General features: G+C 64.4%; 9 protein-coding genes and 1 pseudogene. 7 read left to right on the plus strand and 3 right to left on the minus strand.

The features are described from left to right. Window positions 1–648: 648 nt before the first annotated feature. Entirely contained in the window at window positions 649–1,329 is a 681-nt protein-coding gene (locus HT579_12565) for a hypothetical protein (protein ID QKS29666.1), read from the minus strand. Window positions 1,330–2,235: 906 nt separating this feature from the next. Here HT579_12565 and HT579_12570 point away from each other — a divergent pair. The 6 genes from HT579_12570 to HT579_12595 all read left to right on the plus strand — a co-directional run bounded on the left by HT579_12570 (window position 2,236) and on the right by HT579_12595 (window position 7,609). Continuing rightward, a complete protein-coding gene (locus HT579_12570; protein ID QKS29667.1) occupies window positions 2,236–2,775 on the plus strand; it encodes an NYN domain-containing protein in 540 nt (179 codons plus the stop codon). A 114-nt stretch (window positions 2,776–2,889) separates the two neighbouring features. Further along, complete coding sequence (locus tag HT579_12575; protein QKS29668.1) at window positions 2,890–4,065, plus strand: DNA cytosine methyltransferase; 1,176 nt, start codon at window positions 2,890–2,892, stop codon at window positions 4,063–4,065. Beyond that, a complete protein-coding gene (locus HT579_12580; GenBank protein QKS29669.1) occupies window positions 4,058–4,927 on the plus strand; it encodes a hypothetical protein in 870 nt (289 codons plus the stop codon). Before HT579_12575 ends, HT579_12580 begins: the two co-directional genes overlap by 8 nt. A 5-nt stretch (window positions 4,928–4,932) precedes the next feature. Beyond that, window positions 4,933–5,418 carry a DNA mismatch endonuclease Vsr gene (gene vsr, locus HT579_12585; protein QKS29670.1) on the plus strand — a complete coding sequence of 162 codons (486 nt, stop codon included), beginning with the start codon at window positions 4,933–4,935 and terminating at the stop codon, window positions 5,416–5,418. Window positions 5,419–5,811: 393 nt separating this feature from the next. Further along, entirely contained in the window at window positions 5,812–6,855 is a 1,044-nt protein-coding gene (locus HT579_12590) for a DUF4062 domain-containing protein (GenBank protein QKS29671.1), read from the plus strand. Beyond that, window positions 6,842–7,609, plus strand: a complete 768-nt coding sequence (locus HT579_12595) for a class I SAM-dependent methyltransferase (GenBank protein ID QKS29672.1) — start codon at window positions 6,842–6,844, stop codon at window positions 7,607–7,609. The genes HT579_12590 and HT579_12595 overlap by 14 nt, the downstream gene beginning before the upstream one ends. Window positions 7,610–7,661: 52 nt before the next feature. On the opposite strand, the gene HT579_12600 is transcribed toward HT579_12595, so the two are convergent. Beyond that, on the minus strand, window positions 7,662–15,680 hold the full coding sequence (locus HT579_12600) for a VCBS repeat-containing protein (protein ID QKS29673.1): 8,019 nt from the start codon (window positions 15,678–15,680) through the stop codon (window positions 7,662–7,664). Further along, window positions 15,636–15,881, minus strand: a pseudogene (locus HT579_12605) (LEPR-XLL domain-containing protein). The gene HT579_12600 and the pseudogene HT579_12605 overlap by 45 nt, the downstream one beginning before the upstream one ends. Before the next feature lie 250 nt (window positions 15,882–16,131). On the opposite strand from HT579_12605, the gene HT579_12610 reads away from it, so the two are divergent. Then, the gene (locus HT579_12610; protein QKS29674.1) at window positions 16,132–16,608 is read left to right on the plus strand and encodes a helix-turn-helix domain-containing protein; all 477 of its coding nucleotides are present in this window, start codon (window positions 16,132–16,134) and stop codon (window positions 16,606–16,608) included. Window positions 16,609–16,669: the final 61 nt, after the last annotated feature.

Raw genomic sequence — 16,669 nt, forward strand, 5'->3', positions numbered from 1 at the left:
GGACCGGAGCCGCGTTGGCGTTGGCGACGTCGAGGATCAGCTCGGCACTGGAGCGCGCCTGCGCGCTGCTGCCGTCGGTCGTGGTCCAGGTGGCGGTCAGCGTCAGCGGGATGCGATGCCAGGGGCGTGCGAGTTGAAGCGAGGGGCGTGCGACTTGGAGCGAGGAGCGTGCGAGTTGAGGCGAGGGGCGTGCGAGTTGGAGCCAGGGGCGTGCGAGTTGGAGCGAGGGGCGTGCGAGTTGAAGCGAGGGGCGTGCGAGTTGGAGCGAGGGGCGTGCGAGTTGGAGTCAGACGCGTGCGAGTCGTGGTGCGGGGCGTGCGAGTCGAAGCCAGGGACGCGCGAATCCAGGCCGGCAGCGTGCAGGCTTCATGCAGGGTATCCCCGTGGGGTCCTGGACTGTTGGCGTGAGACCGGCGGCTACGAGCGAAACCCGCTCGTAGCCGCCACATCGCGGCACGGTCGATCAGCCACGCATGACCACATCGCGACGCCAAAACCCTGCACAGCACTGCCGGACGTCCGCTCGTCGCCTTGCTTCGCTACAACAACGGCGTGCCTCGCCGCCAACCCGCAGCCGGCCGACCGGGGCGAATTGCCGTGGCGAGTGGCAAAGGGGCGCCGGCGGAACCTCACCGGCGCGCGGAGCGGTTACCCGGCCGCTTTCGCCGAAGCGGGCGGCGTCCCGCCGGCGGGATTCTTCGCGCGTCGCGGGGCGCGGTCGATGTGGCTCGCGCTGTCCCAGGCGCGCATCCTGTCGGGGTTGCGGGCGTACTTGTTGTTCATGATCGCGTCGAGCTGCATCACCTCGGCCATTCCTTCGCGGATCAGGCGGCCGACGGCGGCGGTACTGGCGACGCCGGTCTGGTCGTCCGACTGCATGTCGGCGTCGGCCGAGCGGATCGCCGCGATGTCGTCGGCGAGGTCGGCGACGAAATCCGCCGGCAATTCGTAGGCGACGAACCTCGCCGCGACCGCCGGGTCTGCGAGTTCGCGCGCAAAGGCGTCGGCGGCGGTGAGCAGCGCCTTCTGGTTCACGCCGGCTGGGCTGCGGAAGCGGTCGGCGAAGCCCGGTTCGCCGGCATCGATGGCGCGCGCCGTGCGGGCGATTCCCTGCAGATCGAGGCGCAGCGAATCGAATAGAACCTCCTTCGCCGTCGCCGAGCCGCCATCCTGCCGCGCCTTTTCGACGTCGAGATCGCGGACGATCTGCGCCAGGCGCGCAAAATGCCCGGCAGCCTTGCTGTCGGCGGCGAAGTCCGCGGCATTCGCGTTGCCGAAAGTCTGCACACGGCCGAACATGTCGTGACGGCGAGCTTCCCGGTCATTCATCGTTGAATCTCCTGTAAAGGGTCATTGGCAGGATTGCTGGAGGAAATTAGCGCGCTGCGGGCTTTCTGGCAAGACCAATGAGGCAAGAAATGGACGGGCTCGGGTCGAGGTGCTACTGAACACGGTGCGGCCGTCGGCGCGCACACCGAATGACCGCGAGCCGCCGCCTGCCGTGGAAGCCTGCGCCCCGAGCGAACGCCAGGGCTCGACTCGCGTGCCGATTCACAGCAGGCCGCCGGAACTCTGGCCGTTCTCGGCAACCGCTCCGGCCGTCGCTCCGCTTCACCGACCGCGAGCATTCGCGTGGGGAGCTTCGACATAGCTCTACGGTCAACCGAGTGGTTTGGCATCGGGGCGGGCGTGTTGGATCCCGATCCTGGTTTTGTTCTCAGACAACTTGCCCGATGCCTCGAGGCGATGGCACCGTTTGAACCGATACCAGTCAGACGCGCGGCCCGGAAACATAAGTCGCGCAGCACGTGGAGATCACTCAATCAAAGGCTTGAGGTGGGCCAGAGTGCCGCTCGATGCGCTCTTCGGGCACACGTCGTTGTCGCCGCCGTCCCCTGCTCGTGGCGAAGCCTGCCAGTGGGAGTGTCAGCGGATCGCCGGAATCAGGCCGACGATACCTGACCTGCGAGTGGCGATTGCCCCCCCTGGTTGCAGCTCTCGGCGCGGCTGAGCTATAGTCTCGCTCGCCGGGCTGATCGCTCAGCCAAGGGGCTTGCGAAGCGGGGAGGGCGCTGACGCAATTGCCGGAATTTTTGGTGGACGGGCGCATGGCTTACCCCATTGTTGTGTCCAGAAATTTCGCTGTTCTTGTGGGGGCGATCAGATCAGAATACTGACGCAAAGCTTTGCGTCGAATCGGCTCGCTACATCCGCTATCGCTCATAGGCAATCCACATGGATTACATTTACGTTGACAACTCCAACCTCTATATCGAAGGCCGCCGCGTCAGTGCTGTCGCGTCTGGCTTGGCGTCAAACATCATCCAGGCAATGAACCTCGGCATTCTCGACCATGGGTACACCATCAGCTTCGGCAAGCTGCATGAGTTTCTTACCGGCAATGATCTTTCAAAGATCAAACGCGCGGCGCTTTATGGATCGCGCCCACCGCCGAACGACTCAATTTGGCAATACGCAATGAAGGCGGGTTTCGAGCTGCACCTCGAGGATCGCAACTACGCCAACAAAGAGAAGAAGATCGATACCGGCATTGCCACGCTAATGACTAAGGACGCATACAAGCACGGCAAAGCAGCCGAGGATGTCTTTGTCTTGGTCGCTGGCGATAAGGATTACGTGCCCACGCTCAACGAACTCCGGGCTGACGGTTACAACGTGGAGGTCGTATTTTGGAATCATGCCGCACAGGAATTGAAGGACGCAGCAACCAAGTTCATCCCCCTCGATGGCTTTCTAGACACTCTGCGCCTATGAGCGCTAACCTTGCGGTGCAGGGGCTTGGCGTATAAAGCCGCGCCAAGCCCCTGGGCTTGAACGTTGAGCGTCAGCAGCAGCTTCGCGTATCATTCAGCAACGGAGGTTTTGCGTATGAACTTTGATTCCTTGCGCCCGTTTAGCTTTTACGAGTTCTTCGCTGGCGGCGGAATGGCACGGCTTGGGCTTGGTGATGCGTGGAACTGCCTCTTTGCAAATGATTTTGATGCCAAAAAAGTTACTTCGTATCGTGCCAACTTTAGTGGTGCCCCTGAGCTTTTCCATGGCGACGTGCGGGGTATCTCTAGCGCCCAACTACCCGGCAGGGCAACGCTGGCGTGGGCATCATTCCCATGCCAAGACTTGAGCCTAGCCGGTTCTGGTGCTGGTCTAGCTGGTGAGCGTAGCGGGGTTTTTTGGCCATTCTGGAACTTGATGTTGTCGTTAAAGAGGGAAGGCCGAAATCCCCCCATAATTGCGCTCGAAAACGTTGCCGGATTAATCACATCACACAATGGCCAAGACCTAACCAACCTCATCTCGTCCTTCGCTGCAGCGGACTATCGTGTTGGCGCACTGCTGGTTGATGGAGCCTACTTCGTTCCTCAATCCCGTCCGCGCCTGTTTATCGTTGCTCTCGCTCGCGGAGTAGCCATCCCAAAGGGTATTTCTGGCCGCGTTCCCAATCCATCGTGGCATCCGCAATCACTGCAAGACGTGGTTGACGGTTTACCACCTAATGCACGTAAAGCGTGGATCTGGTGGAAAATACCAACGCCAACGCATGAGGCACCCCACCTCTCCGACATCATTGAAGATATACCGGAGGGTGTTGTATGGCATTCCGTAGCAGAAACGACAAAGTTGCTTTTAATGATGGCTCCCGCAAACATCGAGAAAGTTCGAGAGGCACAAAACTCAGGCATTAGACAGATTGGCACCATCTACAAACGTACACGGAAGAATATCCAACGGGCAGAAGTTCGCTTCGACGGCGTTAGCGGATGCCTGCGCACACCTGCTGGTGGCTCGAGCCGTCAAATCATCATGGTCGTTGAAGGGCAACGCATTCGTTCTCGCCTCATTTCTCCGCGAGAAACCGCCCGCCTGATGGGGTTACCAGAGAGCTATTCGCTGCCTAATCGTTACAACGATACTTACCACCTTACAGGCGATGGTGTTGTCGTTCCGGCGGTTGAATGGATAGAGCAACACGTCATTCGACCAATAGCAATATCAGCCTGCCGACCCAAAGTGCACAAACGAACGCTGGAGGTGGAGTTTGCCTAATCATCCGATAATTCCTTGCTCACGCCGCGATGATTGGGCACAGGTTGTTGACGAGTACTCTGATGCACTAAAAGCCGCTGCGCACACTATTGGTACGCACGGCTTAGATCGTGAATCTTTCCAAGAATCAGGATTGTTCAAGAGCGCTATTGAGCGGATTCGCGGACAGCAGGCTGCAACAACAAATGTAAAGTACGCATTCATCGAGGCCGTCCTGATGTTCTTGCAGACCGGCGGCTTGATCCAACGTTATGAATTTGTTGGCACGCGCGAGCGTCATGACTTTGAGGTATATTTTGAGGATGGCAGACTTTGTTGCGTTGAGGCAAAGGGCTGTCTTGATGGGAACAACACCAACATTTATGTAAGGCCACAGAATGCCGATGAATTCGTCGTTTGGTCGCTTTGCCAAAATCCCGGCTCTGATCCGCGACATAATGCTTGGAGTGGAATCCATACCCGTCTAAGCGCAGAGATTGTTGCTCGTCGTGAACGAGTGGATGGCCTAATCATTTGGGACATGTTATGCGGTACTTTGGCGAGGCCATGTCCGAAGTTGCAAGCCCAGCCTAATCGTTTTACCCGGCTTTCAGGGAAACCTGTGCCGCCTCCTTGCATTTATATTTTTCCGCGCACTATTCCAGACGCGAGAAACAATCCAAATCCGCGCCCTTGGGCCTTGAGCGATATCCGGTTTCTGGACGCTATTGCCAGCACTTTTCACACGCCAGAAGAGGAGGCTGTAGAGGTTCGTATTGAAGCGCGTATGCACGGGGCGGATGTCAAGCGCCGTACAACCTACACCGCTGGCGGAAATCAATTACACCAAAGTGATTGGACTGCCGTACGAAGAGCAAGATAAAGGTCGTGGACACTCTTAGCCCCGAGCAACGCCGACGAACCATGGCGGCAGTAAAGGGACGGAATACCACGCCGGAACTTATAGTGAGGAGGTTATTACATAAGGCGGGGTTTCGCTTTCGGCTGTACCGAAACGACCTTCCCGGCAAGCCAGATGTTGCGCTTTCAAAATATCGCACGGTTATTTTCGTGCACGGCTGTTTTTGGCATCAGCATCCTGGGTGCAAAAAGGCATCCAAGCCCAGTACTCGCCAAGACTATTGGCTCCCGAAATTGGCACGGAATATTGAGAGGGACAAAAGACAAATTTCCGATCTAGATGCACTTGGCTGGAGCGTTCTTGTAGTTTGGGAGTGTGAAACAAAAGACAAAGCGGCACTCTCTGAAAAGCTTGTTCGAATACTGTCTCAGCAAGCAAGGGAAATTGGGCAGCGAATTGAGGACAGACCACGGTTTATCGGGGCGAGTAATGGCCAGAGCGACACGCTTTGACAGTGGCTCGCTGGGACTCAGCGTGAGCCTAGTGTGCGGTAGGAGGCACCGCAGATGGCGCAAAAGCGCGGTCGATCGGCCCATGAACTGCAATTTCGTGGGCTTTATGGTCAGTCGGAACGGTGCCAAGCTCAACGTGGGCACCAAGGCACTCGACAAGCACCACGCCTCGCATGCCGGTAGGAATTGGCTTCATCGAAACCCCGGCTACGTGAGCCGTTTTTGCGATGGTGCGGGAGGGGGAGGCGGCGAGCCTTTCTCCTCTCCGGATTGGGCGGAGCAATCTGGGCAAATACTCGCCTATTTTCATTCGCAGTCTTTGCCGTTATCCTGTATCTATGAAGCTCCCTAGGGCTACGATTTTGGAGACTGGCAAGGTTAGGCAGGTCAACTATGAGTCGGAAAATCCAGATCTTCGTATCGTCAACCTACGCTGACCTAGTCAATGAGCGTCGGGCGGCGGTTGAGACAATAATGCGTGCAGGACACATACCAGCCGGCATGGAGCTATTCGCAGCGGGCCACGAAAGCCAAATTGATGTCATCAATGCGTGGATCGAAGAGTCCGACGTGTTCATGCTAATTCTTGGCGGCCGATACGGAACGGTAGAGCCGATCACCAAGAAGTCATACACTGAACTGGAGTATGAGCGTGCTCTAGCAACTGGGAAAAAGCTCTTCGCTGTTGTGTTGCATGAGGACTACATTGAAAAAAAGGTTCGCGACGGCGGATCAGAGATGATCGAAGGCGTTGCAACACAGGAACTCAAAAAGTTTCGACGTCGCGTGCTGTCTAGGATGTGTCGAATCGTCCACGACCTTGGCGGTATTCAGGCGGCGATCCACGAGACACTCCAGGATTTCCAACGCAAACACTCGTTTGACGGCTGGATCAGGGGCAACCGCGCAGCATTGACAGAGCGGCCAGTCCTTACCTCTGACGAAAGAGCGGTTGGCAGCCTTCGCAGAGCGTGGCATCACTATCACGTGACCTACAGGAAAGGTTGCAGGGTTTGGCGATATAAGTTGTATGACTTTTCCGGCCATAACGCTCCGGGAGTTATTGAGCACGACATCGAAGTTGATGGACCGCATGACAGTTGGCACGCTTACCGCTTGGAGGCATTTGCTCGTGGGGAAAGAGTAGTTATTGCGCAGCGCGCCTTACAAAGCACTGAAAGAACGGTAATACAGGTGTTCCCGAGACTGCTAGCTCGCCATTTGTTCACCAGCGCGGGTTTTAGTCTCATGGAGGACTGGGATGGCAACGAAATCCTCACGGAGTGCATTATGAGCAGAGTGCTTCTTCCCGAAGGAATTGCCACACTGAATCCAGGGGACATCCCGAAGGAGGTGGAGGGGGCGCTGGATGAGATCTGGGCAGACGGCGTCAAGAATCTGCGCCTATTCGGGGGGATGCCAGATGGCGTTCGATGAGTCGGATGGCTGGCGTGACCAGATGTTCGGCACGCATGCGGCATTCTTCGATGCCCTTTCCGGTCTGAAGTCTACGCAGGAGGTATTTGCTCTGTTGCGACACCTTGGCTTTGGTGAGGTCCGGCAAGTTCTAGATTTGTGTTGCGGGAACGGCCGACTTGCTCCAGAGTTGTGCAAGATTGCACAGTCCTACGTTGGAGTCGATGTGTCGACAGAGCTACTTGAACTGGCGCTCCGCCGCTACAAGCGCCTTCCGAACGCAAGTTTCTTACACTGTGATGCTAGACATCTCATTGACTCGCTTCCACGTGAAAGATTTGATCTTGTTCTTCGGAACTATACGAGTCTCGGGTACTTTTGCTGGGACAGCGAGGTCGAGATGCTCAAGCAGTGCTCTATGGTGGCCTCACCTGGGGCGTCTATGATTGTAGATTCGTTTAATGGCGATTGGTTTATACAAAACCACCACGTCAAAAGGTCAAAGGATTGTGGACGTTTCCGGCTAATCGAAGATTACCGATGCTCCGGCAGTGGTGCTCGTGTCGAATGCGAGTGGCGGTATGTTCAGTCGGGCCAAGAGGATGTGATAATTGCATTCTGTTTGGAACAATACAACGTGCAGCGTGTGGTTGAGTTGGCAAGCGCAGCTGGTTGGGTAGTACGCGACGTCTTTGCTGACTACTCGGATGTATTGCTTTCTGATACCGGGGTAGTTCCAGAGCGTTTGGTGGCGCGCCTGTCTAAACCAGCGTAGCGTTGCGGGGGAGCCCAACCCGAAACTGAAGCTGATGGACTCCGCCCACAGCTTAGTCGAGATTGGTGTGCGGCGGGCATAGCGTGTTGCTTCCTAGGTGTAAGCCGTGTGGCGAGGCTTTCGCAGAGCCGAGGGCAAGGAGGAGCGCAAGGACGTCGCCGGGATGGGGCTGGAGGAAGCCCAAACCACATCTGGAGGGTGATGAACAGGGCAATTGAAGCGGGAGATTAGAGCGGCAATTAAGAAGGGGGCGGGATCGAGTTAAATGCCGACTCTGGCGTGGGACTGCAAGAGCTTGACATTTCAAGAATAAAGCAACTCGAAGGTGCCCAGGTGCCAGCTGCAGCGATTGGCTGACGGTGTATCCCTCGCCGTCGGCGAGCGTCCGGTTCGCGCTGTGGTCGCCGAGGTGCCAGACCTCGCGCGCGAGGTTCCAGTCCGGGTTGTCTGCGAGGTAGACGGAATCGACCCAGTCGCCAGTGAAGCGCTCGCCGCGGTTGACGACGCTGTAGGTGTAATGGTAGCTGCCGCCGGCCGTCGCGGTGTCCTGCGCCACGACCTCACCGAGCACGAGATCGGGCGGTGTCGCACCGAGGATGCTGATCGGCCGCGCGCGATGGTTGTTGCCGTCGATCTGTTGCGGATCCTCGGGGTTGATCTGGCTCGCCAGCGTGTCCTCGAGGATCACGTCGTGGGTGTCGGTCCAGACGCTGAGGTAGTACTGTCCCGACGACAGGCCTTCGGGCAGCACGACCTGGACGCTGCGGCGATAGTCTTCGCCTGCATCGAGTTTGCCGACGTGCTCGAAGGTGCCGAGGAGGATGTCGCCCTTGAATGCGCCGGGGCGGCGTTGATCACGTGCCAGCCAGACGCTGTCGGTCCAGCTCTCGGTCGCGTCGGCCTCGCCACGCGTACGTGCGCTGCCGAGGTTGGCAACGCGGTAGCGGACTTCGACGCTGGCGCCGTGCACACCCTGGCTGGGGGCCACGATGTCGCTGGTGACCAGGTCGGCGAAGGGCAGCGGATCGATCGTGAACGGGACGGCCAGGACGTTGTTGGCCTCGTCCGGATACTCGTCGACCTCGCCGTTGCCGTCGGCGACGACGATCAGGAAGGCATCGCCGCGCAGGCGCAGCGGGACGTGGATGGAGGCCGTCGTGGCGGCGTGGAACTCGCCCGGTGCGAGTGCACCCGGGCTGGCGATCTCGCCGACCAAGGCGTCATCGCTGCCGAGGGTGGCGTCGAGCGAGAGGTAAACCTTGTCGGTCCACGTGCCGCTGGTCGCGGAGCTGCCGAAGTTGCCCGTCGTGTAGCGGATTGCCGTCGTGCCGCCGGCGGGGACGTGCTCGGCGACCTCGACCCGCGTCAGCCGCAGGTCTGGCCGCTGCTGCAGGCTGATGTCGAGCAACCCGGAGGACAGCGCGGCGTTGTTGCTGGCGGCGCTGCCGTGCTCGTAGAGCCGGCGCCCTTGCGCGTCCGGCCCGGCGTTGCTCACCACCTGCAGGCGATGCGGTCCTTCGCTGCGTGCGGGCAGGCGAAGCTGCTCGCTGCGGGTGTAGCTCTGTCCGGCTGCCAGTCCGCGGTCGTAACTGAAACTGCCGAGTTCGATCGGCGCGCCGCCGCCCGCCGGAAGCAACCGGAGCGAGTCGCGCCATGCTCCCGTGGCGGCAGCCAGGCCCTGGTTGACGACCGTCCAGGCGAAGTCGGCCAATTCACCCTCGACAGCCGACTGCGGCAGGCTGATGCTGTCGACGACGAGATCGGCCGAGTTGGAGAGGGTGACCGGTATTGCCGGCGAGCTGCCCCGGTTGTTGTCGCCGAAGATGAACTCGAAGGGGCCGCCGGTGCGCACGTTGAGGTAATGGTCGCCGACGATGCCATCGGGGAGCGTCAGCTCGAGGCGGCGGCGGTAGCTCTCGCCGGCGGCGAGCTGGCCGATGTGCTGCGCCCAGCCGAAACTGGCGACGCGATCGCTGCCGTCGGCGTTGCGGCTGAGCCAGATTTCGTCGCGCCAGTCGCCGCTGTCGGTCGGGCCGATGCCGCGGTTGGCCACCTCCCACTCGACGCGCAGCGGCTGCCCGCTCGCCGCGGCGCCGTGACTGGCGACGGCGACGACCTGCAGGTCGGCATACGGACGCGGCATGAGGTCGATCGCCTGCGGGACGCGGCCAGCGTTGTTGGCCTCGGAGAAATTCTCGAAGACCTCGCCGCGCGCGTCGGCGACGACGAACAGCCGATGGCGACCCGAGGTCCCGGCGGGCATGACGATGTCGAGCGAGCGGCTCGCCGTCTCGCCGGCGGCGAGCAGCCCCTGCTGCCGATGTTCGCCGATGACGCGATCGTCGCCGTTGCCGATCACGTCGTCGGTCGAGAGGACGACCTGCTCGCTCCAGGCGCTGCCGACGCCGGGTCCGGTGCCCTGATTGGCGATCGTCCAGTCGACCGTGAACCGGACGGGATCGCCGATGACCTGCTGCGGTGCGCTGACCGCGGTGATCGCCAGGTCGGCCCATGGCAACTGGTCGACGCGGGTCGCCTGCGCCTGCTGGTTGTCCTGTCGATCGCGGTCGTCGACGCGGCGCTCGGAGTCGGTGGTGACGACGAGCTGATGGTCGCCGCTCAACTCGAGCGGCAGGACGAATTCGGCGCTGGCGGAATAGCTGGCGCCGGGCGCGAGCCCCTGCTGATGGGGCAAGGTGGCGAGCAGTCGGCTGCTCGTCCCCTGGACGAGATGGACGCTGTCGAGCCAGTCGCCGGTAACGACCGCGCCGCGGTTTTCGACCCGCCATTCGACGCGCACGCGGTCGCCGGAACGGGCGAGCAGCGGCGCCAGCAGGCTGGCGATGCGCAGGTCGGGACGCTGGACGCGCAGCGGCGAGCCGGTCTCGTTGTTGTCCTCGGCGTTGCGTTCGTGGACGGCGTCGTCGGCATCGCTGCGCACCAGCCAGCGGTAATCGCCGTCGGCGAGCCAGCCGGGCAGCGCGATGGCGAGGTCGTGGGTGATGCCATCCTGCGCTGCCAGGCCGGGTTCGTGGTGCACGGCGGCGACCTCGAGCAGCCCGCCGGCCGCGCCGCGATCGACGTAGATGCGGTCCCACCAGCCTGTCGGGCTGGCGGCGAGTCCGGTGTTGCGCAACGTGTAGTGCAGCGTCGCGGCATCGCCGGGCCGCAGGGTCGCCGGCGCGACCAGGTCGCCGGGAACCAGGTCGGCGGTCGGCTTCAGGTCGATCCGCAGGCGCTCGGTGCTGACGAGCAGATTGTTCTCGAGGCGCCGCGGGTCGCGCGCCGCCTTTTCGTCGACGCTGCCGCCGGCGTCGACCTGCAGCAGCACGAAATACTCGCCGCCGAGGTCACGCGGCAGGAGGAGCGTGCTGCCGCCGCCGTAGCCCTCGCCGGCAGCGAGGATTCCCGAGTGCGGCACGGCGGCGGCGAGGACGATGTCGTCGGCACTCGGCAGCCGGTCCAGCGAGAGGAGCAGGCGATCGTTCCACTGGCCCTGATCGGTGGCGGTGTTGCCCTGGTTGAGCACCTGCCATTGGACGACGATGCCGTCGCCGCTCCAGGCTGTGGCGGGCACTCGCAGACTGACCGGCAGCAGGTCGGGCTGGTAGGTGAGGAGCGAGGCGATGACGACCTGCGACCGATTGTTGGTCTCGGCATCACCGATGCCGTTGGCTTCGAACAGCAGGCCCTGGCCGTCGAGGTCTTCGTCGATGCCGATACGGACTTCGATCCGCCCGCTGCCGCGGAGGCCGTCCGGGAGCCGCAGCTTGTGGCTGCGCTGGCGCGAGGCGCCGGCGGCCAGCGGCTGCTGGCCGGCTGGCGGGGAATCGCCGGGAAGCACGACGTCGGCGAGCAGTTCGCCGGTGTCGAGGTTCCTGACCTGCAGGCGATCGGTCCAGTCCTTCGCCGTGGCGACGCCGCCGGCATTGCGATCGTCCCACAGGACCGTCAGTTCCTCGCCGGCGGCGACGGGATCGGGCTGCGCGCGCAGGTTGGCGACGATGAGGTCGGGGCCGTTGGCGATCAAGCGGACGAGTTCGTTGTTGTCGTCGGCCGTGCCCTGGGGATTGCCTTCGGCGACCGTGCGCTGCGGATCGGCCAGGATGCGGAAGCTGATGTTGCCGATGCCGAGACTTCCCGCCGGCCAGGGAAGGGAGAGCGAGCGCCGGACGGACTCGCCGACTCCGAGGCTGCTCCTGCCGGGGCCGGGACCGGCGACGATCTGCTGCCGCAGGATGGTCTCGCCGGTCGTCTCGTTGCGCACTTCGAGGTCTTCACGCCAGGTGCCGCTGGCGGCGGCCTGGCCCTGGTTGGACGTCGTCCACGCGACCGTCACCGGACTGGCCGCCGCCCAGTTCGCGCCCGGGGTGATTGCCACGTCGCTGAGAACGAGGTCGGGCAGCAGTTGGCTGGCGTCAGCGTCGTCGTCGGCAAGGACTTGCTGGAAGTGGGTGGCGGCAGGCGTGTCGCCGGCCTGCTGCGCCGCCTGCACGAAGTGCAGTGGCGGTGGGTCGCCGGTGGTCGCCGGCAGACTGGTCCGGCTGCCGAGGACGAAGCCGTTGCCGTAGGTCCACACTTCGACCGTCGCGACGCCGCCCGCATCGACGGTGCTGCGCAGCAGGTCGGATGGCCCCGATGCGCGCCGCAGCGGCAGGTGACGGGCGTCGTCGTTCCAGGGCCCGAGAACGCTGTCCGTCGACCGGTAGCCGCCGGCACCGTCCCAGTGCCAGGTGGTGGCGACCGCCCGGTCGCCGGCGTCGCGCCAGATCTGCAACAGATCGTCGCGGCCGTCGTGGTCCACGTCGGCAGCGAGGAACTGCTGCCCGGACCGGGAACTGCCGAGCGGGATCGTCTCCTCGGCGGCAAAGTCGCCACCCCGACTCAGCCAGCGGCTGAGCTGCAGTTCGCCCTGATCATCCCGCCAGATGCGCAGCAGGTCCTGTCGGCCGTCGCCGTCGGCGTTGCCGGCGAGCAGCGCGACCTGCTGCGCCCAGACGCCGAGCCCCTGCTGCGAGACATCCCAGGAGCCGTCATCGCGCGCAATCCAGGTGCTGAGCCAGGCACTGTAGTCGCTGGTCTGCGCGTCCGCCCAGGGGAGAAGCTGCAGCATGGCGAGGTCGCTGCGCCCGTCGCCGCTCATCTCGAGCGACAGCCGGAGCGAGCCGGCCAGGTCTTCGCCGTCGCCATCCTGCGAGATGCCGCGCTGCAGGCCGCTGCCATCGCTCGACCAGAGGGTGAAGCGGGTCTGGCCATTGCCCGGCAGCCAGTGCACGAGCAGGTCGGCGCGACCATCGCCGTCGGCGTCGCCGAGCGAGTAGTCGCTGCCCGCCGGAGGGTTGTCGAGGACGCTGCGGCCAGACCACAGCAGGCGGTCGCCCTGGCTTAGCCAGAAGGTGGCGGCGACCGTGCCGTCGGGCTCCCGGCCGATGACGCAAAGGTCGCTCCAGCCGTCGGCATCGAGATCGCCGACCAGGTGGCGGGTGTCTGCGCGCCAGGTGCCGAGCTCGATCGTCTCGCCTGCCGCGAGGCCGCCGCCAGTGGCGAACCACTGCCGGCCGATCGCCATGCCGTCGCCGCGATGGCCGACCTCGAACAGGTCATCGTCGCCATCGCCGTTGAAGTCGGCAGCGAACCAGGCGATATCGGCGAGCCAGCCGTTCCGGCCGATGAAGCTCGCGCCGTCGGCATGCCAGACGGCGACCTGCGCCTGGCCATCGGCTTCGTGCCAAGTGCCGACGAGATCGGCCCGCCCATCGCCGTCGTGGTCGTGCAGGCTCCAGTTGATGGCATCGCCGGTGACGCCCAGGAGCACCGCGATCTGCTGCTGGTAATGAAAGCGCTCGCCAACCTGCGCCGCCCGCCAGGTGGTGGCGACGCTCCGCCCTTGCGGGTCGCGCCCGATCTGGACGAGGTCGCTGTCGCCATCGCCGTCGACGTCGGCAGCGTGGAACGGTTGTCCCGGGTCTGCACTGCCGAGCGGACTCGTGCCGGCGTCGTCGAAACTGGCGCCGTTGCTGCGCCAGACGGTGGCCTGCAGATTGCCCCGGTCGTCCTGCCAGAGGCGCAGGAGATCGTCGCGGCCGTCGCCGGCGGCGTTGACGACGAGGAGCGCAACGTGCTGCTCCCAGATGCCGATTCCCTGCCGGGCAACCGCCCAGGAACCATCGTCGCCGGCCTGCCAGGTGCTCAGCCAGGTGCTCTGGTCGGTGGCGTGGGCACCGGGCCAGGGGTTGCGTCGCACGCTCGCGAAATCGCTGCGGCCGTCGCCGTTCAGGTCGAGCGACAGTCGGGTTGCCGGCAGCAGGTCCTGGCCGTACTCGCTGGTCTCGCTGCGCGGCGCGAAGCGCCGCCCGTCTCCTTGCCAGAGCGTCAGCGTGCTGTCGCCCTCGTCCGGTTGCCAGGCCAGCAGGAGGTCAGCGAGGCCATCGCCGGTGGCATCGAGCAGGCGATGGTCGCCGCCCGGTGGGTAAGTGCCGAGTTCGCTGCGCGCCGAGTACGACAGGCGGTCGCCGATCGTCAGCCAGGTGTCGGCGACCACGCGGCCGTCGGCGGATTGGCGGATCAGCGTCAGATCGCTGCGACCGTCGCTGTCGAGGTCGCCGCTCAGGTAGCGCGTTGCCGCCCGCCAGGCTCCCAGTTCGATCGCGTCACCCTCGGCAAAGGCGCCGCTCGTTGCCAGCCACTGACGGGCGATCGTCTGGCCGTCTGCGCGATGGCTGATCTGCAGCAGGTCGCGCCGGCCGTCGCCGTCGAAGTCGGCGTCGAACCACGCGAGATCGCCCTGCCGGCCCTGCTCGGCGGCGAAATCCCGGCCGTCCGACAGCCACAGCTCGACCTGCATCTTCCCGTCGGCACCGCGTGTGCCGGCGAGCAGGTCGGCGCGGCCATCGCCGTCGTGATCGCGCAGTCGCCAGTCGGCTTGGCCGCTGGTGCGGCCGAGGTTCGTCTCGGCGAGTGGGCGGTACCCGGTGCCCTCGGTGGCGGCCACGGCGCGCCAGGCAGTGGCCATGGTCTCGCCGCCAGCGTCCCGCCAGAGCTGGACGATGTCGCCGCGCAGGTCGCCGTCCACGTCGCCGGCGAGGAACTGCTGCGCCGGCCGCGAGGGGCCGAGCGGGCTCGTGCGCGCCGCCGCGAGACCGCTGCCATCGTCCCGCCAGAGTGTCACCTGCAGTTCACCCTGGTGGTCGTGCGCGATGTGGAGGAGGTCGCTGCGACCGCTGCCTCGGCTGCCGGCGAGCAGCGCGACGTGCCGCGCCCACGGCCCGAGCGCGTGGCCGGCGATGCCGCCGCTGCCGCCGTCGCGGATGCTCAGCCAGGTGCTCGAGTCGCTGCTGTGCGCGTCCTGCGACGGATCGCGCTGCACGACGACGAGGTCGCTGCGCCGGTCGCCGTCGGCGTCGACCGCCAGCCATTGTGCGTCGGCCAGGCCCTGCCAGGCGGTATCCTGGGAGATCCATCGCTGGAAGGCGCCGCCGTCTCCTCGCCAGACACTGAACCGGTTGCCGCCGTCAGCGAGGACCTCGTGCACGCCGAGGTCGGCGAGGCCATCGCCATTGCTGTCGCCGAGGCCGTAGTGGGCGTCGGCGGGGTAGGCGGGCAACTCGGTCTGGCCAGCATGCTGCAGGCCGTGGTCGCTCGTCAGCCAGGTGTGGACGGTGGCCAGGCTGCCGCTTGCCTGGCGGATCTCGCCGAGGTCGCTGCGGCCATCGCCGTCGATGTCGCCGACCAGGTAGCGGTTGCCGGTCAGCCAGGGGCCGAGGACGACCGCTTCACCACCGGCAAAGCCGCTGCCGCTGGCGAGCCACGTTCGGGCGATGGCCATGCCGTCGCCGCGTGGGCTGATCTGCAGCAGGTCGCCGCGGCCATCGGCGTTGACATCGGCTTCGAGCAGGATGTCTGCGACATCGGAGCTGGCCGGTGCCGGGGCACCGCCAGGGCCGGCCGCTGGGGTGGCGATGACGACGCGGGCGGCTGCCGGCCGCGTTTCGCCGCTGTTCGGCCGCTCGGTCGCCACCGCGGTGGCAGCCAGGGTATCGGCGGCGATTGGCAGGTCGCCCGCAAGCAGCAACCGCGGTTCGAGCGGCTCGCAATGCAGGCGGGACTCGAGTGTTGCGGGCGGGGGGCGCCAATTCGCGGTGACCGCCCGGCTGCTGGCGGTCGGCGTCGCCACGCAGCCGCGCCAGGCTCGGCGGATGGCAGCGAGCAGGGGCCGCAGTGGCGGCCACTGCACGTGTAGCCCGGATTGGTGCTGTCTTGCAGACCGGCGCATGGCGATTTCCCCCTGATCGCAACGCTCACTGTCAGCGGATCACAGCCGCCTCTCTCGCCGTACCGGCGCTCTGTCCGGGACCGCTCGGGACCGCTGTCCGCCGCCGATGCCGGCAGCGGGCGGATGACGACACTCGCCACTGCGAAATGCGCAGGCCGGCTGTTTCCTGCTATGCTGTTGGCGGCCATTCTCGACAAGATGTTACGGTCTGTCAATATTTCTTGCGAACAAATTTTTTGATTACGCGACGATGATTGAAAGTGAGCACTTCGCGGGCGCGACGGACGACCCGGCCCGTGTTTCGGCAGCCGCAGCCGCTTTGCTGCCGGCACGCCTGCGGTCGCTGATCGGCAGGGAATCGGTGGCGGCTTTCGGCCGCCGCTGCGGCCTTTCCGAATCGGTCCTGCGCACCTACCTCAAGGATGGCCGCATGCCGCCGCTGGACAAGGCGGCGGCGATCGCTGCCGCGGCCGGCGTCAGCCTCGACTGGCTGGCCGGTGGCGCGCCGGCGGCCGGCGAGACGCGCGCCGCCTACGCCACGCGCAGCGCCGCGGTGGCGGGCGGTGGCACGGCGATCGACGCGCCGGTGCTGGCCAGCATCCTGCAGGCGGTGCTCGAGGCGCAGGGCGCGCAGGCCAGTCCGCAACAGCTCGCGGAGTTGGCGGTCGATCTTTATCAGCGGGCAATCGGGCCCGATCCGGACGCCGGGCCGGCCGGCGGCGACTAGCGCACGCGGCCGCGGCAGCCGCTGCGCCAGCCGGCAGGGCCGGACGGCGGCAAGCGGCCGC

The sequence above is a fragment of the Candidatus Accumulibacter similis genome, from assembly GCA_013347225.1.
GTDB classification, from domain to species: domain Bacteria; phylum Pseudomonadota; class Gammaproteobacteria; order Burkholderiales; family Rhodocyclaceae; genus Accumulibacter; species Accumulibacter similis.

Coding starts and splice junctions, on each gene's coding strand:
- HT579_12565 (QKS29666.1), bottom strand. CDS start 1,329: ATGAATGACCGGGAAGCTCGCCGTCACGACATGTTCGGCCGTGTGCAG.
- HT579_12570 (QKS29667.1), top strand. CDS start 2,236: ATGGATTACATTTACGTTGACAACTCCAACCTCTATATCGAAGGCCGC.
- HT579_12575 (QKS29668.1), top strand. CDS start 2,890: ATGAACTTTGATTCCTTGCGCCCGTTTAGCTTTTACGAGTTCTTCGCT.
- HT579_12590 (QKS29671.1), top strand. CDS start 5,812: ATGAGTCGGAAAATCCAGATCTTCGTATCGTCAACCTACGCTGACCTA.
- HT579_12595 (QKS29672.1), top strand. CDS start 6,842: ATGGCGTTCGATGAGTCGGATGGCTGGCGTGACCAGATGTTCGGCACG.
- HT579_12610 (QKS29674.1), top strand. CDS start 16,132: ATGATTGAAAGTGAGCACTTCGCGGGCGCGACGGACGACCCGGCCCGT.